This window comes from Streptomyces sp. NPDC058051, assembly GCF_042885475.1.
In the GTDB taxonomy this organism is placed as follows: domain Bacteria; phylum Actinomycetota; class Actinomycetes; order Streptomycetales; family Streptomycetaceae; genus Streptomyces.
On sequence record NZ_JBHVRW010000001.1, the window covers coordinates 343,497 to 367,734 of the forward strand.

Here is a 24,238-nt window from a genome sequence, read left to right on the forward strand (position 1 = left end):
GCCGGGCCGTCCGCGGGCAGCTGATCTCGGCGGGAGAGCGCTGAGTTCGGGACAGTTACCGCTCCCGGACGGTGTAGGTCAGGTGCGTCACCCTTGGGGAGGGCTCCGCGCGGACCTGCTCCAGGGCCACGCGGCCCGCGTCCACGCCCTCGAACAGGCGGATTCCGGAGCCGAACAGCACGGGTGACAGCGCGATCGAGAACTCGTCGATCAGGCCGGCGTTCACGTACTCCAGGATCGTCGCGCCGCCGCCCGCGATGCGGACGTCGCGGTCGCCGGCGGTCTCGCGGGCCTGGTCGAGCGCGGACTCGATGCCGTCGTTGACGAAGTGGAAGGTGGTCCCGCCGGGACGCTCCCAGGGGTCACGCTTCTCGTGCGTCACGACGAACACCGGCGTGTGGAACGGCGTCTCCTCCGGCCACATCCTCTCGCCGGCGTCGAACATGCGCTTGCCCATCACGCTCGCGCCGGTGCGCTCGAACGTCTCCCGCACGATGTCGTTGTCGCGCCCTTCCTCGCCGCCCTCGCCGAGCTTCAGGTTCTCCCGGAAGAACCGCTGCGGGAAGATCCACTGCTGCAGTTCCATCCATAGCTGCCCCATCAATTCCTCGGGGGACTCGGGCGCGATGAAACCGTCCAGCGACATCGACACGCTGAAGAACACCTTCCCGGCCATCAGCCCTCCGCTCCCTTCCGAACGATCTCGGTGACGTATGCAGCCAGGTTGCTCAGGGTCTGCCGGCCGCCCTCGATCGCGTGGTACTTCTCGACCGCCTCGTCGCGCAGCTCCTTGGTGGGGAACACTGTGCGCATCTCGATCCGGGTCGCCGCACCGTCGGGCGCGAACGTCAGGACCGACTCGAAGGCGTTCGGGTCGTCGCGGGTCTCACCGTGGAGCATCGCGATCCGTTCCGGTGGGGCGAGCTCGGTCCAGGTGATCCACTCTTGGTAGTCCGTCCCGTCCGGTCCGTGCATCACGAAGTCCCACGCTCCGCCGACGTGGAACTCGAACGCCCGCGTGGTGGTGGTGAACCCCTCCGGTCCCCACCACCGTGACAGGTGCCGCACCTCGGTGAACGCCTCGAACACCAGCTCCCGTGGGGCGTCGATGGTCCGGGAGATGACGATCTCGCGGTCCGCTGTCGCCGACTGCGTCGGCGTTCCTTCTTCTGTCGTGCCCATCAGCTACTCCGCATTCCTTGTCTGCTTCAGGTCCTGCACGTAGGCGTCCAGCCGGTCGAAGCTCTCGTTCCAGAACTGCTCGAACCCGCCGGTCCACTCGTGGACCGGTCGCAGCCCGCGGGCGTCCAGGCCGTACAGGCGCTGCTTGCCTGCCCTGCGGTCGCGCACCAGCCCGACCTCCCGGAGCACCCGCAGGTGTTTGGACGCCCCCGGCTGGGTCATCCCCAACTCCTGGGCCAACTCGGTCACCGACCGCTCACCCGCCCGCAGCAGCACCAGGATCTCCCGGCGCTGCGGCTCGGCGATCGCGTTGAAGACGTCCGACGTCGTCGCTGCTCGTGCCATGGGTTCATCGTATTCCGATATCGGCATGCGTCAAGCCGGAGGAATCAGTCGGGTCTTGTCGGATGACGATCGCGACCCTTGTCGGCGGCTGCGGAAACCGAGCGATGGCAGGTCTCGATGATCGGCGCGACTGACCTGGTTCAGGCGGAAACCGTCACGCTTCGTGTCTGCAAGCACCTGCCGCACTTGCGGCGGCAAGGTCGCCCCGAAGGGTCACCCCCCGCGCTTCATGCTGGTGCCCCGGCTCCGCGCCGAGCCGGCCACGGACGAACGCGGAACTCGGGGACTATTGCTCACCCGTGAACCAGGTTTCCAGGGCTTCGTGCAGGCCGTCGCCCGTGGTGCCCTGCCAGGCGACGTAGCAGTCGGGTCGGAGCAGCAGCGCGGTGTCGAGTTCCGGGAGCGTCGCCGTGTCGACTTGTGATGCCCAGGGGCCCGTGTCGAGGCTGCCGGTGGGATCCAGAAGGACGGGGCGGCCGCTACGGGTCAGTTCGCGCAGGCCCGGCACGTCCGGCGCCCATCGGCCGACATGTGTTCCGGTCGCGGGCCCCATGTCGTAGGCGATGTCCGCGCCGGACAGCAGATTCGCGATGTGCTGCCGCGCTGTGGGCTGGGCGAGCAGTTCGCCGAACAGTTCGCGCAGTGCCGTCACGTCGCCGCCCGGTCGGATCAGCAGCGACTGCGCCCGGGTGTGCATGACGACCCGCCGTGCCGCCGGGGCTCGTTCCGACTCGTAGGTGTCCAGCAGGCCCTCCGGCGCGTGGCCGCGTAGTTCCGCGGCCAGCTTCCAGCCGAGGTTCACCGCATCCTGCAAACCCAGGTTGAGCCCTGGCCCGCCGATCGCCGAGTGCACGTGCGCGGCGTCCCCGAGCAGGAACACGCGCCCGGCGCGGTACCGTGCCGCGATCCGGGTGTTGCCACCGAACAGCCGCCTCATCAGGTGCGGCCCCGGTCCGGTCGGCGGGCCGAGCGGTACGTCCGCGCCGAGCACCCGGGAGACGCCGGCCCGAAGCTCGTCGAGCGAGGTCTCACCCTCGGCCGGCTGCTGCCATTCCACGATGCTGATCAGTGGGTCGTTGCCCGGGAACGGCGCCCAGGCGATCAGGCCGCGTTCGGTCCGCAGGTGCTGGAACGGCGGCACGATGCCGAACCCGGGCACGGACAGGCTGCCGTCGGCCCCGACCATGCCCCGTGGCACGCTCACATGTCCGGTGCGGGACACCGAGTCGTCCGTGGTGACGCCGGGGAACTCGATTCCGGCGCTTTTGCGGACCACGCTGTGTCCGCCGTCGGCCCCGACCAGGAACGCGGCCTCGACCGGCTCCCGTCCGCGCAGTTCGATCACCACCGACTGCTCGCCCTGAGCCAGGCCGGTGACCTCGTGGCCGCGGCGGACCTCGACGCCCAGTTCGGCCGCACGCTCGGCGAGCATCTGCTCGATCCGGCGCTGCGGAACCATCAGCGTATGGAGCGTGTTGTCCGTCAGGTCCTTCAGGTCGAGGGGGAACGCGCCGAACACGAAGCCGGGTACGGGTTCGGGCGCGCTACCGGGCGCGGTCAGCCGCTCGTACAGTCCGCGCCGGTCGAGCATGCGGACGACCTGGCCGACCAATCCGTTCGCGCGCTGCTCGCCGGTGGGCTCGGTGAGGCGTTCCAGTACGAGCGGACGTGCGCCGGCCAGAGCGAGTTCGCAGGCCACCATCAGACCGTTGGGCCCGGCACCTGCGATGACGACGTCGATCATGGGCGGACTCCCTCTCCGGGCAGCGGGGCTCCGCCCGACTGCCTGCCGGGCCTTCCGCCGTTGGTGGGTAACTGGTGCTGTGAGGCCGGGAGGAGGCCGGAGGGCGACCGGGAGGGTGCGCCTGCTCGCGACGGCCCGGCACCTCGCCGCCTTGCCCGAGCACGTCCTGTACGAGAGCGGTCCTCCGCCTTGCGACGCACCGCGCCGGACACCGCGAGTTTCCCGGCACCCCCGTCCGGCCACGGCGCTAGGGTGCGGGCAGCCCTGCCGCGATCCGGCCGAGAGCGTCAGCGAGCAACTGCCGTACCGGTACGGGTGGATCGGTGCGGAGGTGGTGAGCCATGGCGGCGTTCGTGGCCGCCATGACCGCGGCTGCGACGAGGTGGGGGTACAGGTCCTGCCGCAGGTCGGTTCCGGTGCGCTCGGCGACGGCTGCCGCGATTCCGGCCTCGGCCAGGGCGCCGGCCCGCAACATCTCGCCTTGCAGGGCCGGTTCGGCGAGCATCACGCGCACGCCGGCGGCCCACTGCTCCGCGTCGGGAACAGGGGCGGCGGACGAAGCGGTGTCCAGTTCGAACTGCGGCAGAACCGCGAAGGGGATGGCCTCCCACAGCGGCTCCGCCGGGTGCTCGCGAAGCGCCTCGGCAATGCGCAGGCACCGGTCGAGGTGGCGGGCGACGACGGCCTCGGCCTTGCTGGAGAAGTAGTTGTTGAACGTGCGTGGCGAGACACCGGCGGCCTCGGCGATGTCGTCCACCCTGACGTGGTCGAGCCCGCGCTCGACGGTGAGCCGGAGCGCCGCCCAGCTGAGCGCCGTGCGCGTCTCGACCTTTTTCCGCTCCCGCAACCCCATGAATCCACCGTAGTGAATATTGCGTGACACGTAAAGATGCGTGCAACGTAAAGTTGCTTGTCGCGAAAAAGTGCGTCTCACGCAGATAAGTTGCTTCGGTGCGCAGTCGAGAAGCGGTCGAGAAGCAGTCGAGAATCTCGGGAAGCGGTTGAGGGCGGCGTGTCGATCCACGCGGTCCGGAACTGCGGTTGCGAGAACGTCTCTGTCCGGCCTGCCGAAGGCTCAGTGATGGTCGTCGTCATCGGCGGCGACGGGTGCAGCGGCCGGCGCGAACAGGCTCAGTCGGTAGGTGGTGGGGTGGGTCAACCGCCCGCAGAGCGTGTCCAGTCGGAGGGACGTGTCGTCGAGCTGCCGGTTCTCGGTTCGCAGGCGCTGAATCCGGGCGCGGAATTCCGACTGGTCGTGGGTCTCGAAGAGCACTTCCCAGTGTCCGGCCTCGGGGCTGAAGCGGGCGGCAGCCCACTCGCGCCCCTGCTGTCGCTGTCGCTTCCGCTTCCTCTGCCCTGGCATCCGCTCATCGTTGCGGCACCGCGTCGAACCGGCAAGGTCATGGGCCGTACGACGGGCCCGGTCGGCGAAGGCGGCCGGACGCCGGATGCCCGGTGCCGGACGGGTCCTGGTCCCGATCCGGGGCGCCGGAGTGGCGGCATCGGCTCACCGGCCGCTTCGGCCCCGCCGTCGGCGTGATCGCGCGCGAGCGCCGGACGCCTCTGGTGGATCGCCGTCCGTGTGCCGGGGGCACGTCCGTGTGTCGGGGTCAGCGGTCCGCGATGTCCTCGCGGAGGCCGTCGGAGAACTCCCACCACGACAGCGGAAGCCAGTCGCCGTTGACGAAGGCGTCGACAGTCGCGCCGCGACCGCGGACGGTCACCGTCGTTCCCGGCGGGTACGTGGTGCCGGACAGGCCGGGCACGGGGACGAGCAGGGTTCCGAGGCGTTGGGCGGCCACTCCGTGCCCTCCTTTTCCGTTTCTCGATGCAGAAACGCAGTGCATATTCATCCTGATATTACCGGGTTGTCTGTTTGTTCAGGCCGGAGAATCATGAGAGGTGGGTCACGCGGAACTGAACGGGCGAGAGCGGACAGAAGTACGTGCGCACAGCACCGAGCGGAGGTGGCAGCCATGAAGGCCGTCGTGTACAAGGGACCGTTCACCGTGGCGGTCGAAGACGTCGAGAAGCCCAGGATCCAGCACCCGAACGATGTGATCGTGAGGATCACTTCCACGGCGATCTGCGGCTCCGACCTGCACATGTACGAGGGTCGTACCGCAGCCGAACCCGGCATCGTCTTCGGTCACGAGAACATGGGAATCATCGAGGAGACCGGCCAGGGCGTCACGTTGCTCAAGGAGGGCGACCGCGTCGTCATGCCCTTCAATGTGGCCTGCGGCTTCTGCATCAATTGCGTCGAGGGGTTCACCGCGTTCTGCCAGACCGTCAACCCCGGCTTCGCGGGCGGTGCTTACGGCTACGTCGCGATGGGGCCCTGGCCCGGCGGCCAGGCTGAGTATCTGCGCGTTCCCTACGCCGACTTCAACTGCCTGAAGCTGCCGCCGGGAAGCGAGCACGAGACCGACTTCATGCTGCTCGCCGACATCTTCCCCACCGGCTACCACGGCTGCGAACTCGCCGACGTCCGTCCCGGCGAGAGCGTCGCCGTGTACGGCGGCGGGCCGGTCGGGCTCATGGCCGCCTACTCGGCCCTGCTGCGCGGTGCGAAGAAGGTGTTCGTCGTGGACCGCGTGCCCGAGCGGCTGGAGAAGGCCCGGGAGATGGGTGCGGTTCCGATCAACTTCGCCGAGGGCGATCCCGTGGAGCAGATCAAGGAGCAGACCGAGGGCGTCGGTACGGACAAGGGCGTGGACGCTGTCGGTTACCAGGCGGCGGCGCGCGGCACCGGCGGCGAGGAACCGGCCACCGTCCTGAACTCGCTCGTCGGCACGGTCCGGGCCACCGGGGCACTCGGCGTACCCGGTCTGTACGTCCCGTCCGACCCCGGCGGTCCCGACGAACAGGCCAAGCACGGCATGCTCCTCGTCTCGATCGGCAAGCTCTTCGAGAAGGGGCTGCGCATGGGCACCGGGCAGTGCAACGTGAAGCGCTACAACAGGTACCTGCGCGACATGATCATCGAGGGCCGGGCGAAGCCGAGCTTCGTCGTCTCGCACGAACTGTCCCTGGACCAGGCGCCGTCGGCGTACGAGAAGTTCGACAAGCGGATCGAGGGTTACACGAAGGTGGTGCTGCACCCCTGAAGCGGCGCCTCGGCGGAGTTGCGCCCCTGAAGCAGGGCCTTCGACAGTGCTGATCCCTTGAAACGGTTCGTCTGCCGCCGGCACGCCACCTCGGCCACCGTTCAGTGCCGGACTGCCGGGTCGGGGACGGGGTGCGGGCCGGTGGTGCGGCGGGCGCCGACGGCGGGGGCGAGGAAGACCGCCACGGCGACGACGGCGAGGACGAGGATCATCGCGGTGCGCAAGCCGTAGTGGTCGCCGAGGAAGCCCAGGCTGGGCGGCCCGACGAGGAACGCGATGTAGCCGATCATCGCCACGAGGCTGACCCGGGCCGTCGAGTCCGGGCCGGAGTCGCCGGCCGCGGAGAGGGCGACGGGGAAGCCGAGCGAGGCTCCCAGCCCCCAGAAGAGCACTGCGGCACCGGCGAGGACAGTGGAGTCGGCGAAGACGACGAGGCCGAGCCCGAGCGCCGCGGATATGGCGCTGGCCCGCACGACGGGCGCGCGGCCGAGGCGGTCGATGAAGAATCCGCCGCTGAACCTGCCGATCGTCATAGCTGCGGCGAAACCGGCGTAGACGGCCGACCCCAGGGCGGGATCCATGCCATGGCCGTCGACCATGAGGAGGGGCAGCCAGTCGTTGGCGGCACCCTCGGCCAGAGCCATGGCCAGGATGATGCCGCCGATCAGCAGCAGGCGCCGGTCCTTCCGGACGGCCACCGGTGCCGATGCGGGGCCGGTCTCGACCTCGGTCTGCTGAACCGTTTCTGCGGGCATGTCGACGGCGCCGGGGATGGCGCGGAAGGCGTGCGCGAACAACGCGGCCGCGATGACGGCCATGGCGATCAGGTGCCAGTGCACGGGGAACGCGACGGCCGTGCTCAGGATGCCGAGCGCGGCTCCCGCGACGGTGCCGAGGCTGAAGAAGCCGTGCAGGGTGGGCAGCACCGTCCGGCCGGTGATCCGCTCCACCTCGGCGCCGTCGATGTTGACCGCCACCTCTCCGCCACCCATGCCGGCGCCGAAGAGGAACAGCCCGGCTGTGACGGCGGGGGCGGACGAGATCAGGGTTCCGCACCCGATGACGGTCAAACTGAGAATGACCAGCAGCGTTCCGATGCCCATGACCGGTCTGGTGCCGAACCTGGAGACCAGCGCACCGGAGCTGAGGATGCCGAGCATGGAGCCGACGGACAGGCCGAAAAGGATCACGCCCATCTGCGCGGTCGAGGCATGGAGCTGGTCCCTGATGTCGGGTGTCCGGGTCACCCAGGAGGAGATCGACAGGCCGGGGATGAGGAAGAAGAGGAACAATGCCGTTCGGCGGCGGCGTGTGGCCAGGTCCATCGGAACGTGCTCTTTCGAGAGGAAGTGGCAGGGCGGACGGCGCCCTCGGCTAAGTATGTACAAACGTACACGCCGGTGCGGAACAGGGAGAAGGGGATCAGTGTGACGGGGAGCTCTCGCGGTCCGAACGACCCGGGGCGCAGGGACCGCATCATCGATGCGGCGTTGGACGTGATCGCCGAGCATGGAGTCACGGGCGCCACGCACCGGCGCATCGCCGGGGCCGCCGGGGTTTCGTTGGGATCCATGACCTACTACTTCGACGGCATGCAGCAGCTGCTCATCGAAGCCTTCACCCGCCTCGCGGAATCGATGTCCGCCCGCTATCGCGAGCTGCTGGACGCCGCGGAGACGACTCAGGAGGCGCGCTCCGCGGTCGTGGAGATCATTTGCGGGACTCACTGGGGAAGCTCCCGGGAGCTCATTCTCAGCTACGAGCTGTACGCCTTCGCGTCACGCAACCCGGCGCTGCTCGGCGTCATCAGGTCCTGGATGCGCGCCAGTCGCACCTCGCTGAGCAAGCACTTCGACCCCAGGACCGCCCGCGCTCTCGACGCGCTGGTGGAAGGGCTCACCATCCACAACTCCATGGACTCCGAACCGATGAGCCGCGACGACGTCGCCGCCGTCGTGGACGCGGTCAGCGCCCGCCCCGCATGCGGAGATGGCCGCAGCAGCACGTGAGCCGGAAGCCGGAGCGCTCCGGCTGTTCCCCGGCCGGCGGCTCGGACTCGTTGCCGTCGGGGCCGGCTCTCGGCTGCTCGGACTCGTTGCCGTCGGGGCCGGCTCCCGGCTGTCCGGACTCGTCGCCGTCGGGCGCCGCCTCGCTTCGGGCCGGGCTGACCGCCCTCGGGATCGCGTCCCGGCCGCCCGGACGTCGTTGTATCGCGCGCCGAGTCAGCCGGATAGTGTGATCATCCGTGCGGTGGCGGTGCGACGGCAAGGGGTGGGGACGATGACCGACGGTGCGGCAGGGACCGGGTTGCTCCCGCGTCGTGGTGTGTGTCCGATGCGGGCGACCGGCGCGGCCGGGCATCACCGCGTCGAGAGACGGCCCTGAGCGCGGACGGCCCTCGCCCGTCCGGCGACGCCCTCGTCACGCCGGACGGAGCAGAGGCATCCCTGCTCACGTTCCTCGGCCTGGAGCCGCTGGAGGATGCCGTGTACCGGCTCCTCGTCGACCGGCCCGACAGCGAACCCGCCGCGCTCGCGGGCGATTCGACGGGGCACGTCGAGGACGTCGCGCGCGCCCTCGACGTCCTGGTGGAGCGCGGTCTCGCCAGTGCTCAACCCGTCGGCGGTGCCGTCGTCCAGTACCGGGCCGCCGCCCCCGTGCTCGCGCTGGGCCCTCTGCTGGAGGGCCGCCGGGCGACGCTGCGCCACGTCGAGTCGCTCGTGACGACCCTGGCCGAACGCCACCGTTCCGCCCAGGCCCACGCCTCGGGAGTGCCCATCGAAGTGCTGTCGGGCGCGGTCGCGATCCGGCGCAGACTCCTGCTGATGCAGGATCAGGCGACCATCGAAGTGTGCAGCATGATTCCGCTGCGCGAATACCACGCGGTGATCACCTTCGAGGACAACTACGACGAGATCGAGGATGTCCTCATGCGGCGTGGCGTCGCCATCCGGGGCGTCATCGAGCGCGACTGGCTGGACCGTCCCGGAATCGCGTCGACCATTGCCACCTATGCCGCCCAGGGCCAGTTCATCTCCGTCGTCGACAAGCTTCCCATCAAACTGATCATCGTCGACCGACGGATCGCTCTTCTGCCGCTCGCCCCCGAGCGTGAAGGCATCGATCCCGTCGCGCTGGTCGTGCACGGCACCGGACTGCTCACCGCGCTCAGTTCGCTCTTCGAAACGCATTTCGGCAGGGGCTGGCGCCTGCTGCCCGCCGGCACGGCTCCCGGGGCGGGGCACACCCCCGGAGTCGAACTCGACGCCGTGGACCGCCAGATCGTCTCGCTGCTGTACGTGGGGCTCACCGACGCGGCCATCGCCCGCCAGCTCAGCATGGGGCACCGTACCGTCCAACGCCGTTTGCAGTCCCTCATGGCCGAGGTGGGCGCGGCCACCCGCTTTCAGCTCGGGTGGCATGCGGCGCGCAGCGGCTGGCTGGAGGGGGCGGAAGCGCAAAACCTCCTGAACCGGAGTGAAAGCAGCGCTGTCTGAGGCGTATTTACGCCGCGGCGTGTTCACGCCAAGTCCATCTCTTGTACGCCCCACCGGCCGTGCCGAACCATCAAGGCACCGACCGCGGGGGTTCTCCCACAACCCCAGCAGTCGGGCGAGTTCACGCATCCGTGCGATAGGGGAGGGTTCACGTGTTCCCGACACGACAAAGACGGCTCCGCCGTGTCCTGGCCGCCGCAGTGGTCGTCGCGGCCACCGGCTCGACGTTGCTGACGTCACCGGCCTGGGCCGACGAGGAGGCGCCGCCGGCCACGACGGTGGCCGGTGACCGGGTGCCCGTCGCGCCGGCCATGACGCAGCGCATCGACGACACGGTCCGCAAGGGCACTCCGGCCCAGGCCGCACGGGCGCACCTGAAGGCCCATCAGGACACGTACAGGGTTCCGGTCTCGGACCTTGAGACCGTGAGCACCAGCAAGGACGGCAAGCAGTCGTCCGTCCGCTTCCAGCAGAAGCACAACGGGGTGCCGGTCTTCGGCGCCGAGTACGCGGTGCAGACCGAGGCGGCGGACGGCGGCCAGAGCGTCGACTCCGCCACGGGCACCCTGTACACGGACCTGACGGTCTCCACCGCACCGAGCGTGTCCGAGTCCCTCGCCCGGAAGCGGATGTTCTCGCTCGACGGAAAGCTGTCGCGGGTCAAGGGCGCCACGACCGAGGACCACGGCCTCATCGTCCTGCCGGACGCCCGGGGCGGCAGGCTGGCCTGGCACTTCACCGTCACCGGCGCCGAAGCCAACGGCAGCCCCGTGCGCCAGGAGGTGTACGTCGACGCGAACATCGGCGGCATCGCCCTGTCCTACAACAACATCGACGCCGCGGACGCCGCACCGGCCAAGGGCACGGGCGTGCGCGTGGACGGTTCCGAGGCGGAGCTGGACATCAACAAGGAGACGAGCGGGTCCTACACGCTCGTCGACTCCACCCGGGACATGTACGCGAACACGGGCGGTCAGATACGCACGTACGACGCCCAGCGCAAGAGCTACTCGCTGGTGGCGGGCGGTCCCGTCACCGACGACATTCCCCTGGCGACCTCCGCGAGCGACCGGTTCGACGCCGCCAACACGACGTCCGGCGCGGTCGACGCACACCTGAACGCCACGAAGGTCTACGAATACCTCAAGGACAAGCTCGGCCGCGACGGGGTCGACGGCAAGGGCGGCACGATCTACTCCGTCGTCAACGTCGCCAGCAACGGCAAGGACTACGCCAACGCCTTCTGGGACGGCTCCAAGATGGTCTACGGGCACTTGGACGGCGTGCCGCTGTCCGTGGGCCTGGACGTCGTCGGCCACGAGATGACCCACGGCGTCACCGAGCATTCCGCCGGGCTCGTCTACCTGAACCAGTCGGGTGCCCTCAACGAGGCGATCTCGGACTACTTCGGCAACGCCATGGAGACCGCGGACAAGGGTGTCGCGATGAGCGACCCGACCTCCGGCCTCGTCGGCGAGTACCTCTGCAACGGCACGAAGCCGCTGGAGGAGTGCGCGCTGCGCGACCTCAACGACGGCCGCAACGCGCAGACGGACTACGAGCCCATCACGCTCGACATCGACAACGGCGGCGTGCACTACAACTCCACCATCGTCGGTGGCGCGTTGTGGGACATCCGGAAGAACATCGACGCCGACCTCGCCGACCGGATCCTGTACCGGGCGGCCCAGAACTACCTCACCCCGCTGTCCGGCTTCACCGACATGCGCAACGCGGTCACCCTGGCCGCGAAGTCGCTGAAGGTGTCCCGGGCCGACCTCGACGCCATCGGCCGGGCCTTCGACGGCCACGGGATCGAGCAGGGCTGGGAGAAGAAGTCCGGCACCCACGACGGCACCACCATCGGAGCCGACGTCCTGCCCGCCTACGAGGTCTACAGCGGCATCGACGAGCAGGCCGCCCAGATCAACGGCGACGTCTACGCCATCGGTCACGGTGACGCGATCGCCTGGGACCAGGGCGGCGCCGCCTTCGGTATCACGGTCGGCCGCTTCGGCAAGAAGCCGCAGCACGAGCTGGCGCAGTCGGACGCCTACCTGATGGACCCGTCCCTCGACGACCAGCGTGTCGTCTTCACCCGGATCTCCGCCGACGGCGTCGGTATCTACCGGGCCGGTGACAAGGGCCAGGGCGCCATCAAGAAGCTGGTCGACAGGCCGGACGCGGACGAGACCGAGCCGGTCACGGAGAACGGCTCCCTCGCCTACATCAGCACCACCGCCGACGGCGAGCAGGACGTCATGCTCCTGAAGGCGGACGGCACCACGGTCAACGTGACGCCCGAGGCCGGCACCAAGGCCTCGCGCCTCGCCATGAAGAACGGCACCATCGCCTGGGCCGGTGTCGACGGGACGTACCTGTACGTCTACGACATCGCCACGGGAACGACCCAGAACAAGCGGATCTCCGGCTTCCTGTTCGACCGGATCTCGGACATCCAGCTCACCTCGGACCGGGTCTTCTACCGGACCACCGGCGGCTTCCTGATCCCGAGCACCACCATCGGATCGACGCCGGCCGCCGATGTGACCCAGATGAAGAGCCTGTCCTACCCGAGGAGCCTGTACGTCGCCCAGTTCTCCGTCACCGACGCGTACTTCGCGTACTCCACGTACGACCTCTGGGGCGCGCTCGGCTCCTGGAGCGGCCCGACCAAGGTGAAGGTCTCCACCACGGCGGACGTGCTGGCCGGGCTGAACAACTTCAGCCTCGCGTCCTGCTCCTCCGGTTCGCAGCTGGCCCCGTCGCTCGGTGACGGACAGCGGATCGTCTGGCTGGACACCACCGCCGCCGCGACGGACGTCGTGACGCGCGGGACGTTCGCGGGCACCTGCGCGTAACACCCGCCACGGGTAGGGGCGGTCACCGGATCCTCCGGTGGCCGCCTCTGCGCGTACGGGCGGAGGAGCTGAACCGTGCTCGTTCGGCCCGTCCCGTACTGACTGACCGCCTCTTCGCGTGCGATGCGAACAGGAAGAAGCCGAGGGACTATGGACGTGTGGCTATATCACTGAATCCCCCAGGGGAGACACCACCTGCCGAGGGCTCCATCAGTGAAGCCCATCAGGAACGGGCGGACGGAGGAGTCTGGGAACACCCTGCTCTGTGGGCCGGACTCATCCTGCTGGGATCGGTCGTCTTCGCGGCTTTCTTCATCGCGCGGATCTTCGGATACGGATGACCGTCCGCACCCGGCGATGACCGGCGACCGGACCTCGGCACTGTTGGGCGGCGGTGAGCGGGACACCTGATGCTCACCGTCCCGTAGGCGTGCGCCGCGGCGATCTCGGCCACCGGATGCCGCCACCCGACCGGAGCCACCGGACGCGGCCAACCGACCGGATCACCTGTTCTGTGAGCATCTCCGATTCTGTGAACATCTCCGAGGACGATGAGGAGCACACGCATGGCTGAAGGAAACCCGCCCACTCCTGCGGAGCTGCCCGCCTTCAAGCAGCGCCTGGGCCGCACGGGGGTGTGGCTCTCGTCCCTGTCCGAGGTGACCGCGGAGGAGGAGCGCAGAGCCGTCGCCGTGATCGAGGAACTCGGTTACGGCACGTTGTGGTTCGCCGAGGGCCCCACCGGGAAGGAGGCGCTGACCCACGCGGCCGTCCTGCTGTCCGCGAGCCGGCGCCTGATCATCGCCACCGGCATCGCCAACATCTACGGGCGCGACGCCACCGCCGCGGCCAACGGAGCCAGGACGCTCTTCGAAGCGTGGCAGAACCGTTTCGTGCTGGGCCTCGGCGTCAGCCATGTGCCGCTGGTCAGCGGACGCGGGCACGACTACGGCAAACCGGTCTCCACCATGCGGGCGTACCTCGACGCCATGGACGCCACGCCCCCCGGCGCGCCGCTGCCCGACGCGGTGCCGCGGGTGCTCGCCGCATTGCGCCCGAAGATGCTGGAACTCGCCGCGACACGGGCCCACGGCGCGCACACCTACTTCGTCACGCCCGAACACACCCGCAAGGCCCGGGAGACCCTGGGCCCCGACCCCTTCCTCGCCCCCGAGCAGGCCGTGGTGGTCGACACCGACCCCGGGCGGGCGCGCGCCGCAGCCCGCGCGTACGCGGCCATGTACCTGTCCCTCCCCAACTATCTGAACAACCTGCGCGAGCTGGGCTTCGCCGACTCCGACTTCGAGGACGGAGGCAGCGACGCGCTGATCGACGCGGTGGTGCCGTGGGGCGATCCGGAGACGCTGGCCGAGCACATCGGGGCGCACTACCGGGCCGGTGCCGACCATGTCGCCGTGCAGCCGATCGCACCGACGCTGGACCGGCAGCTGGAGGACCTGCGCCTGCTCGCCCCCGTCCTGCACCGCTGACCCGGGGCCCCGCTCCCGCCGGGTGCGCGCGAGCCCCAACGCGCACCCGGACGGTACTGCGGGCGTCCGGTCCGTCCCCGCGCGGCGCTCCTCTCCCGGCGCCGTCGCATCGCCCGCACCCGCCCCGGCGGCGCCCGCCGTACCCCTACGAGCCGCCCTTGCGCTTGTTCCACACGTCGAAGCCGACCGCGGCGAGCAGGACCAGGCCCTTGATGACCTGCTGCCAGTCCGTGCCGACGCCGACGAGGTTCATGCCGTTGTTGAGCACGCCGAGGACCAGGCCACCGATGATCGCGCCGAGGACCGTGCCGACGCCGCCGCTCATGGACGCGCCGCCGATGAACGAGGCGGCGATCGCCTCCAGCTCGAAGTTGGTGCCGGCCTTGGGAGAGGCGGCGTTGAAACGGGCCGCGAAGACGAGCCCGGCGAGGGCGGCCAACATGCCCATGTTCAGGAACACCAGGAAGGTGACCTTCTTGTCCTTGACACCGGACAGCTTGGCCGCGGGCAGATTGCCGCCGATCGCGTAGACATGACGGCCCACGACCGCGTTGCGCATCACGTAGCCGAAGCCGACGACCAGGACGGCCAGCATCAGCAGCACCACGGGGGCGCCCTTGTAGCTGGCCAGGAGCAACGTGGCCGCCAGCAGCGCGGCGACCAGGGCGACCAGCTTGAGCGCGAACATCTTCGCGGGCAGTACATCCAGCGCGAACTCCTGCTGCCGCTTGCGGTCGCGCAGCTCCTGGACGACGACGAAGGCGATCAGGACGAAGCCGAGCAGCAGGGTGAGGTTGTGGTAGTTGGTGTCCGGGCCGACCTCCGGGAGGAAGCCGTTGGCGACGGTCTGCAGGCCCTTGGGGAACGGGCCGAGCGTCTGCCCCTTCAGGACGATCTCGGTGACCCCCCGGAAGAGCAGCATCCCGGCCAGCGTGACGATGAAGGAAGGGATGCCCACATACGCGATGAAGAAGCCCTGCATCGCGCCCGCGGCCGCGCCGAGAGCCAGGCACAGCACGACCGCGATCGGCCAGGAGATGTGGTGCTGCACCATCAGCACGGCCGCGACCGCGCCGACGCAGGCGGTGATGGAGCCGACCGACAGGTCGATGTGGCCCGAGATGATGACGAGCATCATGCCGATCGCGAGGATCAGGATGTAGCTGTTCTGGAGCACCAGGTTGGAGACATTGCGCGGGAGCAGCAGGTCGCCGTCCGTCCACACGGTGAACAGGGCCACGATCAGGCCGAGCGCGATCAGCATGCCGTACTGGCGCATGTTGCGGCGCAGACCGTCGAGGAGCAGGTCCAGCAGACCGCCCCCCGCCCGGCCGCCGCCCTTGCCGACACCGGACGGCAGCGGGGCGCCCGCCGGAGTCGTGGCTGTCAGATCCGTACTCATCCCGCTACCCCTTGTCCTTCGTCATCCGGCGCATCAGTACTTCTTGCGTGGCCTCCGCCCGCGGCACCTCACCGGTCAGCCGGCCGGCGGACATCGTGTAGATGCGGTCACACATGCCGAGCAGTTCGGGGAGTTCCGAGGAGATGAAGACGACGGCCTTGCCCTCGGCGGCGAGCGCGTCGATCACCGTGTAGATCTCGTACTTGGCGCCGACGTCGATGCCGCGGGTCGGCTCGTCCAGGATCAGGACGTCGGGACCGGCGAAGATCCACTTGCTGAGGACGACCTTCTGCTGGTTGCCGCCCGAGAGCCTGCTGACCGGCTCGGCGACCGTCGGCGCCTTGATGTTCATGCTGGTGCGGAAGCCCTCGGCGACCCGCCGCTCCGCGTGCTCGTCGACGATGCCGTGCCTGGCGACCTTCCCGAGGGCGGCGAGCGACACATTGCGGCCGATCGTGTCGAGCAGGTTCAGCCCGTAGTGCTTGCGGTCCTCGGTCACGTAGGCGATCCCGTGCCGCACCGCCTCGGGCACGGTCCGGGTGCGGATCTCCTTGCCGTCCTTGAGGACGGTGCCGCCCGCATAGCGCCCGTACGTGCGCCCGAAGACACTCATGGCGAGCTCGGTGCGGCCCGCGCCCATGAGCCCGGCGATGCCCACGATCTCGCCGCGGCGCACCTGCAGCGAGACGTTGTCGACCACCTTGCGGTGCTGGTCGACCGGGTGGTGCACCGTCCAGCCGCGGATCTCCAGGGCCGGGGCCGTGCCGTGCTCCGGCTGATGGGGGGTGCGGTCGGGGAAGCGGTGGTCGAGATCGCGGCCGACCATGCCGCTGATGATCCGCTCCTCGGTGGTCTCCGGGGCCTTCACATCCAGGGTCTCGATGGAGCACCCGTCGCGGAGGATGGTCACGGAGTCGGCGACCCGGGCGATCTCGTTCAGCTTGTGCGAGATGATGATCGAGGTGATGCCGTGGTCCTTCAACTCCATTATCAGATCGAGGAGTTTGCCGCTGTCCTCGTCGTTCAGCGCCGCCGTCGGCTCGTCGAGGATCAGCAGCTTCACCTCCTTGGACAGTGCCTTCGCGATCTCCACGAGCTGCTGCTTGCCCACGCCGATGTCGGCGACCCGGGTCTGTGGATGCTCGTCGAGGCCGACCCGGCGCAGCAACTGCGAGGCGTGCCGCAGGGTTTCGTGCCAACTGATCACGCCGCGCACGGCGTGCTCATTGCCGAGGAAGATGTTCTCCGCGAGGGAGAGATGGGGCACCAGGGCGAGTTCCTGGTGGATGATCACGATGCCGCGTTGCTCGCTCGCCCTGATGTCCTTGAACCGGCACGGCTCGCCCTGGAACAGGATCTCCCCTTCGTAGCTGCCGTGCGGATGGACGCCGGAGAGGACCTTCATCAGGGTCGACTTGCCGGCGCCGTTCTCCCCGCAGACGGCGTGGACCTCGCCCGGGCGGACGGTCAGGGTGACGTCCGAGAGCGCCCTGACTCCGGGGAAGGTTTTGACGATCGAGCGCATTTCCAGGACGGGTTCCGCCATGGTCCTGCCTTTCTCTGTCACGGGTGGGGGCTCCCGCCCTCCGCGCGGAAGCCCGGAGGGCGGGGAAGGCGGACCGGGCCGGTCAGCCGAGGTCGCTCTCCTTGTAGTAGCCGCTGTCGACCAGCTCCTTCTTGTAGTTGCTCTTGTCGACGCTCACGGGGTTGAGCAGATAGGCGGGGACGACCTTCGCGCCGTTGTCGTACGACGTGGTGTCGTTGGTCTCGGGCTTCTCGCCCTTGAGCGCGGCGTCGACCATGCCGGTGGCGACCTCGGCGAGCCGGCGCAGGTCCTTGTAGACGGTCTGCCGCTGCTCGCCCGCGATGATCGACTTCACCGAGGCGACCTCGGCGTCCTGACCGGTGACGACCGGCCAGGGCTTGGACGCGGTGCCGTAGCTGTCGCCGCGGAGCGCGGAGAGAATGCCGATGGAGATGCCGTCGTACGGCGAGAGCACCGCGTCCACGCGCTTGGACCCGCCGTACGAGGACGTCAGCAGGTCGTCCATGCGCCGCTGGGCGGTGCCGCCGTCCCAGCGCAGGGTGGTGACCTGGTTGAGCTTCGTCTGCCGGGACTGGACGACGAGTTGCTTCTTGTCGATGTACGGCTGCAGGACCTTCATCGCGCCGTTGAAGAAGTAGCGGGTGTTGTTGTCGTCGTTGGAACCGGCGAACAACTCGATGTTGAACGGCCCCTTCTTGCCCTTGTCCAGACCGAGTTGCTCGACGATGTACGTGCCCTGGAGCCTGCCGACCTTCTCGTTGTCGAAGGACGCGTAGTAGTCGACGTGCTTCGAGTTGAGGATCAGACGGTCGTAGGAGATCACCGGGATGTCGGCGTCGGCGGCCTGCTGGAGCACGTTGTCCAGGGACTTGTTGTCGATGGCCGCGATGACCAGCGCGTCCACGCCCTGCGTGATCATGTTCTCGATCTGCGAGACCTGCTGGTCCGGGTCGTCCTCGCCGAAGACGAGCTTGGTCCGGTAGCCCTTGGCCTTGAGGTCCTTGACAACGTTGTTTCCGTCGGAGATCCAGCGCTCGGACGACTTCGTCGGCATCGCGATGCCGACCGTGGCGTTCTTGGTGTCCTTCTTCTCGTCGCCGCCCGATCCGTCCTGGCCGCAGGCGGTGAGGCCGAGACCGAGGGCGAAGCAGGCTGCCGCGGTTGCCGCGATACGTGTGCGCATGATCAGGAATCCCTCTCGATGGCGTCTTCCGGAACGGTTTCTACGGGGTGGGTCGTGAAGCGGTTCAGCGTGCCGGGCAGGCGGGAGCCGAGCGGTGACATGCCGCCCTCCGCTCCGTGCCGGGCCAGCAGATCGAGGGCGAGGCGCCCACGGCGGACGCGTTCGCGGGCGGTGGCGAGAGTGAGATCGCGCAGATGCGCACCGTAGGGATAGATCCCGGGCGCCCTCGACAGACCGAACTTCAGGTACAGGGGTGCGCCGCGCCGGATCAGTTCGGCGATCTCGTACATCCGCACGTAGCCGCCGAGATCGTCCGGTGCTTCGACGTACATGTCCATCGGCGCGGCGGAGACCTGGCGGATCTCGGTGAGGTGGGCGGGCGTGAGGTCGGACGGCACGTTGAGCGAGTCCGCGCCGAGCCGCTCGTACACGGCGTACGAGGCCGGGTTCACGGGCCCGGCCAGTGCCGAGACCTTGAGCGTGGTGTCGGCCGGCACGACGCCCGCCAGGCGTGCCCGGTGCAACGCCCAGAGCACGCCCTCGTCCGCGACGAGCAGGCACGTGACGCCCAACTGCGTGGCGCGCACGGCGTCTTCGACGCATCCGGCGAGCGCGTCGTGGCCACGGGCGCGCAGCCCCGCGCCGTGGGAGTCGGTGCGCACGGACGCGCCGGTGTCCCAGGTGCCGCGGGGGCCGGTGAAGAGGCACAGCTCGATGTCGCGCTCGCCGGCCGTCTCCACCATCTCGGTGATCTCGGCGTCGGACAGCATCCAGACGCCGCTGCCCTGGCTGATCCGGTGGATCGGGACATCCAGGCGTGCGCTCTCCTTGAGGACGGCGGAGAGCGCCTCGGGGCCCTCCACCGAGGGGATCTCGATGCGCCAGGTGCCGCCGTCGGGGAAGGAGTGCGCCGATGCGTCGGCCGGGTCCAGGACGGGCACGGCATGCCCGATGCGGGTCAGGGCGTCGACGCCGGGGCGACGGGGTGAGGATCGGGCGATCACGGTACTCCCATGTTCGATATATCGGACGATGTTCGAGGTGATGGGGGCGATGGCAGGAGCAGGTCGGGCGGCCGCGTACCGCCGTTTGGCCGGGAGTCCGTCCGACGGGCGGAGCCGGTGGGGTCGATGGGGACGAGGGACGGACCCGTGGGTCGACGGGCGGAGTCGGTGCGGGCGATGGACGGACCCGGTGCGGTCCACGGTGCGGGTGCGGCGGATCAGTTCTGTGCGGCGTGACGACAGCTGTCCGCCCGTGCGGCTCAGGGGCGGAGCAGCACCTTCCCGGTTTTCGGGTCGCCGCCGCCGACCAGCGCCATGGCCTCGTCGAACCGCTCCAGGGGGAACTCGTGGGTGATCAGTGGCGCGGGATCGAGCAGTCCCAGGCCGAAGGCCCGCACCGCGTCCGACCAGGCGGACGAAGAGGCGCCGAAGACGCTGCGGATCTCCAGTTGGCTCAACGAGAGGTGCACCGGGTCGATGCCGAGGGCCCCCGGTGTGAACATCCCGGTGAGCACCACCCGGCCGCCCCGGCGCGCGAGGAGGCAGGACGAGGCGGCCGTGGACGGCGCTCCCGCGGTCTCGACGACCAGGTCGAAACGGCCCTGCAACAGGGATGCGGCAGCATCCGGCGCAAGGATCTCGCCGGCCCCGAACCGCCGTGCCTGCTCGCCGCGTTCGGCCCGCGGTTCGATCACCGTCAGCTCGGCGGGCGAGCAGGCGGCGAGCCACTGGACCGCGAGCAGTCCGAGGGTGCCCGCGCCGACCACGGCGATCCGCTCGCCCGGGCTCGGACGCCCGGCCCGCACCGCCGCGGCGATCACCGCGGCCGGTTCGATGAGGGCCGCCGCCCGCAGGTCGGCGTCGTCGTCGAGCGGGTGCAGCAGGCGGGCGGGCACGGTCAGCCAGTCGGCGAACGCCCCCGGCTCGGTGAACCCGGTCTCGGCGTACCCACCGGTGCACAGACTCGTCTCACCGCACCGGCAGCGCTCGCAGACCCCGCAGGCCCTGAATCCCTCGGCCACGGTTCTGCGACCGAGCAGCGCGGGGTCGACGCCCTCGCCGACCGCCTCGACGGTCCCGGACCACTCGTGCCCGGGTGTCACGGGGTAGCTGACGTAGGAGGCGTCGCGATGTCCCTCGTAGACCTCGCGGTCACTCAGGCAGATCCCCGCGGCGGCCACCCGGACCAGGACCTCACCGGGGTCCGGTACCGGCACCTCGCTCAGCACCAGACGGTGTTCGCCGGGGCGCTCGATGACCAGGGAACGGTTGCCCCCGCTCGGGGAGCGGTCGGACCCCGGGCGGTTCCCGCCGGGCGGACGGGCCGCTTCGCTCGGGACGGCGCTCACTCGGGTGACCTCCGCTCCCAGCCCTCGGCCCACAGGTCGAAGCGGGCTCTTTGCTGCGGGAACTCGGCTGCCGCGTCCACATCCAGCTCGACGCCGAGACCGGGAGCGTGCGACACCTCGAAACATCCGGTCTCCGGGTCGACCTGCGGTGCGCCCCTGACCACCTTCTTGATCTCCGCGTCCGCGAAGTCGTTGAAGTGCTCAAGGATCTTGAAGTTCGGTGTGCAGGCGGCCAGTTGGAGGGAGGCCGCGGTGAGCACCGAACCACCGACGTTGTGCGGTGCGACCAGCATGTAGTGCGTCTCGGCGGTCGCCGCCAGCTTGCGGGTCTCCAGGATGCCGCCGATGTGGCCGACATCCGGCTGGATGATGTCGGCTGCCTGCGATGCGAAGAGCTCCCGGAATTCGATCCGGTCGTGGATCCGCTCACCCGTCGCCACCGGGAGGTCCACCTTCGAGGCGACCTTCTCCAGGGCCTTGAGGTTCTCCGGCGGCACCGGTTCCTCCAGCCAGGCGGGCCGGAACGGCGCGAGCTCCCGGGCGAGCCGCACCGCCGTCGAGGGACTGAACCGCCCGTGCATCTCCAGCATCAGCTCGGCGTCGGGCCCGATCGCGTCCCGCACCGCCTCGATCAGCGAAACGGCGTACCGGGTCTCCTCGGTGCCCAGCTCGAAGTGCCCGGTCCCGAACGGATCGATCTTCAACGCGCGGTAGCCGTGCGCCATGACCTCCTGGGCCGCCTTGTGGTACGCCTCCGGGGTGCGCTCGGTCGTGTACCAGCCGTTGGCGTAGGCCTTGACCTTGTCGGTCACCTGGCCGCCGAGCAGCTGCCACACGGGTACGCCGAGCGCCTTGCCCTTGATGTCCCAGCACGCCATCTCGACGACCGCGATGCCGGACATGACGATCTCGCCCGCCCGTCCGTAGTCGCCGTATTTCATGCGGCGTACGAGATCTTCCACGGCGAAGGGGTCGGAACCGGCTATGTGGTTGGCCTCCGCCTCGCGGAGATAGCCGATCAGTGCGTCGGTGCGGCCGAGCATGCGGGTCTCGCCGACTCCGGTGAGGCCCTCGTCGGTATGGACGAGAACGTACGTGAGATTGCGCCAGGGTGTCCCGACGACGTGAGTGCTGATTCCCGTGATGCGCACAGCAGTTGTCCCTCAGGTCTATGTCTGGGCGTTCGAGATTTCGTCACACGTTCGAAATGTTGGCGTGACGGTATTCAGGCTGCCGGGGGAGTGTCAATGGGGCGTGCGACAGCCGTTTCCCACGGGTCCATTGCCCGCCCAACAGTCGTGTGGATAGCCTGTGTTCGTCATGCCGGTCATTGACCGTAATCTCGAACAACAGGGGTGGGTGAGGGGCGTGGGACGTCTTGTCCCGGCGGTGACCAGGGCACTGGATGTGCTCGAACTGTTCTTGGAAGGCGACGGAACCCTTTCCGCGCCGGAGATCACCCGCAAGCTCCAACTGCCCCGCACCACGGTGCACGAGCTGGTGGCGACGCTGGCGGCCCGCTCCTACCTCGTGGCGGTCCACGAGCGACCGGGCCGCTACCGCCTCGGCGTGCGCAATTACCAGCTGGGCAGCCGGTACGCGGAACAGCTCGACCTCGCCGCCGAGGGCCTGCGCGTGGCCCGTGAGGTCGCCGAGACCTGCGACGAGACGGTCCATGTCGCGATCCTGGAGGAGATGGATGTCATCTACATCGCCAAGGTCGACTCGACCCACGCGGTCCGCATGGTCTCGGCGGCGGGACGCAGACTTCCCGCGCACTGCACATCGGTCGGCAAGATGCTTCTCGCCGCGCTCCCGGCCGGCGAGTTGGATCTCCGCATCGAGGAGGAGGGTGTTCTGGCCGCGATGACCCGCGACAGCATCACCGACCCCGACGAACTGCGCGCCGTCCTTGCCGGAATCCGCAGTCGTGGCATCGCCACGGAACACCGCGAGTCCAATCCGGACGTGAGCTGTGTGGCCGCGCCCGTGCGTGACCGTTCGGGCCGCGTCGTCGCCGCGCTGTCCATCTCGGTTCCCATGGTCCGCTGGTCCGAGGAGCGCGAGGCCGAACTCGCCGAGTTGGTGGCCAAGGGCGCGGGTGATCTCTCCGTGAGCCTCGGCCACCGCGCCGGCGCTCGGTGACGGCGGCCGGGGCCGCAGGGGAGGAGCGGCTGCCCGCGTGGTACCGGCCGGCCCCGGGGGAAGGGCCGGCCGGTGGGCGAGGGGTGCGAGGTGCGTGCGTGTCGGGTCAGAGCTCCGACACGTAGTACGGCGAGACGTTCATCCAGCCGTTGGCCGCGGCCCCGTTGCGCGTGCCGCTGCTGGTCTTGGCCAGGGTGTACCAGGAGTCGACGTAGTCCGGGTCGTCGGTCCACCAGGAGGTGGGGATGGCGTCCAGGAGGGCGTCGGCGAGGGGGATGTACGCGCCCTGGTCGGTGATGGTCAGCAGGACCGCGACGATGGCCTTGGCGAGCGCCTGGTAGTTGGTGTCGCCGTCGTCCTCCATCATGACCGCGTCGGCCAAGTCGTACTTGTAGTTCGACCAGTTCACGAGGACCTGGTTCGGGTAGTACGTGGTGGCGTCCTTGTCCAGGTACGGCATCTCGACGGTGTCGACGCGCGGCTTGCCGTCCTTGCCGAACCCGGTGACGAGCGTGAAGATCTCGGCGTCACCCTTGATCCACGGCTCCTTCACGTCGGAGACCCGGACCGAGTTGATCAGAGTGGTGTCGATGCCCGTCGTGGCAGACGGCGCGACGGCCCTCACCTCGGCCGCCGGGACCGGCACGTCGAGTCCCGCCTTCGCCAGGGCGGCGTCGACGATCGCGAGGCCCTCGGTGACCGCCTTGGCGCCGTCGATGTCGACGAGGTAGACGGGCCGGTCGGGGATCGTGTCGAGGGGCAGTACGTGGGCGGCGCCCCGGCTGTCGTACGCGGTGAACGTGGAGGCGTCGTCATCGGACGGGGTGGCGGCCACCAGCGGGGCCGCGCCCCCGGCGAGCCGGGCCTTCATCGAGGCGTCCGCCAGGCCCACCCGCAGCAGTGAACCGGCTTCGTCGCCAAGGCCCTTGGCGGTGGCGACGCTGCGGTCGGCCGAGGCCACCCCGGCGGCGAGCCGCTGGCCGGCCGCGGTGGTTGATCCGCGGGTCAGCGTGCTCAGTTCCACCGATTCGGCGGCCAGCAGGGCCGTGCGGACCTGTCTGTTCCAGGCGGGGTCGGCGAGGGAACCCGCGAGGGTGCGAGCGGTCGCGTCCGCTGTCGTGAAGACCGAGGGCGCCGGGGTGGTGGCGGTCTCGGCCGTTTCGGTCTGCGCTGCCAGAGCCGTGCCCTGAATCGGGATCAGTGCGGTCGCGGCCAGTACGAGCCCGATCAGGGCCGTACGCAGCGGGGTGGAAGCACGCAAGGCGGTCTCCTGCTGAGTCAGTGGTGCGCTGCGGGGGATGAGCAGGTCTTGTCTATGCGGGTAGACCCGTCTGTAAGGATGTGCATGACAAGGTGTGGCCAAACCATTCCGCCGCGTGA

General features: G+C 69.3%; 22 protein-coding genes. 7 read left to right on the plus strand and 15 right to left on the minus strand.

What is annotated here, in order from left to right:
• Nucleotides 1-55: 55 nt before the first annotated feature.
• The 7 genes from ACFVUT_RS01545 to ACFVUT_RS01575 form a co-directional block, all read right to left on the minus strand.
• Entirely contained in the window at nucleotides 56-676 is a 621-nt protein-coding gene (locus ACFVUT_RS01545) for a dihydrofolate reductase family protein (protein WP_389642487.1), read from the minus strand.
• Nucleotides 676-1,182, minus strand: coding sequence for an SRPBCC family protein (locus ACFVUT_RS01550; RefSeq protein ID WP_389642490.1), 507 nt, complete (start codon nucleotides 1,180-1,182; stop codon nucleotides 676-678). The genes ACFVUT_RS01545 and ACFVUT_RS01550 overlap by 1 nt, the downstream gene beginning before the upstream one ends.
• Before the next feature lie 3 nt (nucleotides 1,183-1,185).
• Nucleotides 1,186-1,527 carry an ArsR/SmtB family transcription factor gene (locus ACFVUT_RS01555; protein WP_389642493.1) on the minus strand — a complete coding sequence of 114 codons (342 nt, stop codon included), beginning with the start codon at nucleotides 1,525-1,527 and terminating at the stop codon, nucleotides 1,186-1,188.
• A 286-nt stretch (nucleotides 1,528-1,813) separates the two neighbouring features.
• Nucleotides 1,814-3,271, minus strand: a complete 1,458-nt coding sequence (locus ACFVUT_RS01560; RefSeq protein ID WP_389642496.1) for an FAD-dependent monooxygenase — start codon at nucleotides 3,269-3,271, stop codon at nucleotides 1,814-1,816.
• 247 nt (nucleotides 3,272-3,518) lie between these two features.
• Nucleotides 3,519-4,124: a TetR/AcrR family transcriptional regulator gene (locus tag ACFVUT_RS01565; protein WP_389642498.1), complete on the minus strand. Its 606-nt coding sequence runs from the start codon at nucleotides 4,122-4,124 to the stop codon at nucleotides 3,519-3,521.
• Nucleotides 4,125-4,346: 222 nt separating this feature from the next.
• Nucleotides 4,347-4,634, minus strand: a complete 288-nt coding sequence (locus ACFVUT_RS01570; RefSeq protein ID WP_389642501.1) for a hypothetical protein — start codon at nucleotides 4,632-4,634, stop codon at nucleotides 4,347-4,349.
• A 247-nt stretch (nucleotides 4,635-4,881) separates the two neighbouring features.
• The gene (locus ACFVUT_RS01575; RefSeq protein WP_030931808.1) at nucleotides 4,882-5,073 is read right to left on the minus strand and encodes a hypothetical protein; all 192 of its coding nucleotides are present in this window, start codon (nucleotides 5,071-5,073) and stop codon (nucleotides 4,882-4,884) included.
• A 174-nt stretch (nucleotides 5,074-5,247) separates the two neighbouring features.
• Here ACFVUT_RS01575 and ACFVUT_RS01580 point away from each other — a divergent pair, with 174 nt between their 5' ends.
• Nucleotides 5,248-6,381 carry a glutathione-independent formaldehyde dehydrogenase gene (locus ACFVUT_RS01580; protein ID WP_389642503.1) on the plus strand — a complete coding sequence of 378 codons (1,134 nt, stop codon included), beginning with the start codon at nucleotides 5,248-5,250 and terminating at the stop codon, nucleotides 6,379-6,381.
• Between the two features lie 101 nt (nucleotides 6,382-6,482).
• Here ACFVUT_RS01580 and ACFVUT_RS01585 read toward each other — a convergent pair whose 3' ends face one another.
• Nucleotides 6,483-7,706, minus strand: coding sequence for an MFS transporter (locus ACFVUT_RS01585; RefSeq protein ID WP_389642506.1), 1,224 nt, complete (start codon nucleotides 7,704-7,706; stop codon nucleotides 6,483-6,485).
• Nucleotides 7,707-7,808: 102 nt separating this feature from the next.
• Between ACFVUT_RS01585 and ACFVUT_RS01590 the strand changes: the two genes are divergently transcribed.
• The 5 genes from ACFVUT_RS01590 (at nucleotide 7,809) to ACFVUT_RS01610 (ending at nucleotide 14,229) form a co-directional block, all read left to right on the plus strand.
• Nucleotides 7,809-8,390, plus strand: coding sequence for a TetR/AcrR family transcriptional regulator (locus tag ACFVUT_RS01590; RefSeq protein WP_389642510.1), 582 nt, complete (start codon nucleotides 7,809-7,811; stop codon nucleotides 8,388-8,390).
• A 318-nt stretch (nucleotides 8,391-8,708) separates the two neighbouring features.
• On the plus strand, nucleotides 8,709-9,878 hold the full coding sequence (locus ACFVUT_RS01595; protein ID WP_389642513.1) for a helix-turn-helix transcriptional regulator: 1,170 nt from the start codon (nucleotides 8,709-8,711) through the stop codon (nucleotides 9,876-9,878).
• 152 nt (nucleotides 9,879-10,030) lie between these two features.
• Nucleotides 10,031-12,739: a M4 family metallopeptidase gene (locus ACFVUT_RS01600; protein WP_389642516.1), complete on the plus strand. Its 2,709-nt coding sequence runs from the start codon at nucleotides 10,031-10,033 to the stop codon at nucleotides 12,737-12,739.
• Between the two features lie 158 nt (nucleotides 12,740-12,897).
• Entirely contained in the window at nucleotides 12,898-13,080 is a 183-nt protein-coding gene (locus ACFVUT_RS01605) for a DUF6480 family protein (RefSeq protein WP_389642518.1), read from the plus strand.
• Between the two features lie 225 nt (nucleotides 13,081-13,305).
• Entirely contained in the window at nucleotides 13,306-14,229 is a 924-nt protein-coding gene (locus ACFVUT_RS01610) for a TIGR03620 family F420-dependent LLM class oxidoreductase (RefSeq protein WP_389642521.1), read from the plus strand.
• Between the two features lie 145 nt (nucleotides 14,230-14,374).
• Here ACFVUT_RS01610 and mmsB read toward each other — a convergent pair whose 3' ends face one another.
• The 6 genes from mmsB to ACFVUT_RS01640 form a co-directional block, all read right to left on the minus strand.
• Nucleotides 14,375-15,631 (minus strand): multiple monosaccharide ABC transporter permease, encoded by a 1,257-nt coding sequence (gene mmsB, locus ACFVUT_RS01615; RefSeq protein ID WP_389642524.1) that lies wholly within the window; start codon nucleotides 15,629-15,631, stop codon nucleotides 14,375-14,377.
• A 4-nt stretch (nucleotides 15,632-15,635) separates the two neighbouring features.
• Entirely contained in the window at nucleotides 15,636-17,177 is a 1,542-nt protein-coding gene (mmsA, locus tag ACFVUT_RS01620; RefSeq protein ID WP_389642526.1) for a multiple monosaccharide ABC transporter ATP-binding protein, read from the minus strand.
• 82 nt (nucleotides 17,178-17,259) lie between these two features.
• Entirely contained in the window at nucleotides 17,260-18,360 is a 1,101-nt protein-coding gene (chvE, locus tag ACFVUT_RS01625; protein WP_389642529.1) for a multiple monosaccharide ABC transporter substrate-binding protein, read from the minus strand.
• A 2-nt stretch (nucleotides 18,361-18,362) separates the two neighbouring features.
• The gene (locus tag ACFVUT_RS01630) at nucleotides 18,363-19,364 is read right to left on the minus strand and encodes a hypothetical protein (RefSeq protein WP_389642532.1); all 1,002 of its coding nucleotides are present in this window, start codon (nucleotides 19,362-19,364) and stop codon (nucleotides 18,363-18,365) included.
• A gap of 260 nt (nucleotides 19,365-19,624) precedes the next feature.
• On the minus strand, nucleotides 19,625-20,626 hold the full coding sequence (locus tag ACFVUT_RS01635; protein WP_389643583.1) for a zinc-binding dehydrogenase: 1,002 nt from the start codon (nucleotides 20,624-20,626) through the stop codon (nucleotides 19,625-19,627).
• Between the two features lie 83 nt (nucleotides 20,627-20,709).
• On the minus strand, nucleotides 20,710-21,864 hold the full coding sequence (locus tag ACFVUT_RS01640) for a mandelate racemase/muconate lactonizing enzyme family protein (RefSeq protein WP_389642535.1): 1,155 nt from the start codon (nucleotides 21,862-21,864) through the stop codon (nucleotides 20,710-20,712).
• Between the two features lie 217 nt (nucleotides 21,865-22,081).
• Between ACFVUT_RS01640 and ACFVUT_RS01645 the strand changes: the two genes are divergently transcribed.
• Nucleotides 22,082-22,858, plus strand: coding sequence for an IclR family transcriptional regulator (locus tag ACFVUT_RS01645; RefSeq protein WP_389642538.1), 777 nt, complete (start codon nucleotides 22,082-22,084; stop codon nucleotides 22,856-22,858).
• A gap of 106 nt (nucleotides 22,859-22,964) precedes the next feature.
• Here the strand turns inward: ACFVUT_RS01645 and ACFVUT_RS01650 are convergent, their stop codons facing one another.
• Nucleotides 22,965-24,119 (minus strand): DUF3103 family protein, encoded by a 1,155-nt coding sequence (locus tag ACFVUT_RS01650; protein ID WP_389642541.1) that lies wholly within the window; start codon nucleotides 24,117-24,119, stop codon nucleotides 22,965-22,967.
• Between the last annotated feature and the right edge of the window lie 119 nt (nucleotides 24,120-24,238).

Bases quoted from the DNA above. Each gene is read 5' to 3' on its own strand.
- ACFVUT_RS01545 (WP_389642487.1), bottom strand. From the start codon at position 676: ATGGCCGGGAAGGTGTTCTTCAGCGTGTCGATGTCGCTGGACGGTTTC.
- ACFVUT_RS01550 (WP_389642490.1), bottom strand. From the start codon at position 1,182: ATGGGCACGACAGAAGAAGGAACGCCGACGCAGTCGGCGACAGCGGAC.
- ACFVUT_RS01555 (WP_389642493.1), bottom strand. From the start codon at position 1,527: ATGGCACGAGCAGCGACGACGTCGGACGTCTTCAACGCGATCGCCGAG.
- ACFVUT_RS01560 (WP_389642496.1), bottom strand. From the start codon at position 3,271: ATGATCGACGTCGTCATCGCAGGTGCCGGGCCCAACGGTCTGATGGTG.
- ACFVUT_RS01565 (WP_389642498.1), bottom strand. From the start codon at position 4,124: ATGGGGTTGCGGGAGCGGAAAAAGGTCGAGACGCGCACGGCGCTCAGC.
- ACFVUT_RS01570 (WP_389642501.1), bottom strand. From the start codon at position 4,634: ATGCCAGGGCAGAGGAAGCGGAAGCGACAGCGACAGCAGGGGCGCGAG.
- ACFVUT_RS01580 (WP_389642503.1), top strand. From the start codon at position 5,248: ATGAAGGCCGTCGTGTACAAGGGACCGTTCACCGTGGCGGTCGAAGAC.
- ACFVUT_RS01585 (WP_389642506.1), bottom strand. From the start codon at position 7,706: ATGGACCTGGCCACACGCCGCCGCCGAACGGCATTGTTCCTCTTCTTC.
- ACFVUT_RS01610 (WP_389642521.1), top strand. From the start codon at position 13,306: ATGGCTGAAGGAAACCCGCCCACTCCTGCGGAGCTGCCCGCCTTCAAG.
- mmsB (WP_389642524.1), bottom strand. From the start codon at position 15,631: ATGAGTACGGATCTGACAGCCACGACTCCGGCGGGCGCCCCGCTGCCG.
- mmsA (WP_389642526.1), bottom strand. From the start codon at position 17,177: ATGGCGGAACCCGTCCTGGAAATGCGCTCGATCGTCAAAACCTTCCCC.
- chvE (WP_389642529.1), bottom strand. From the start codon at position 18,360: ATGCGCACACGTATCGCGGCAACCGCGGCAGCCTGCTTCGCCCTCGGT.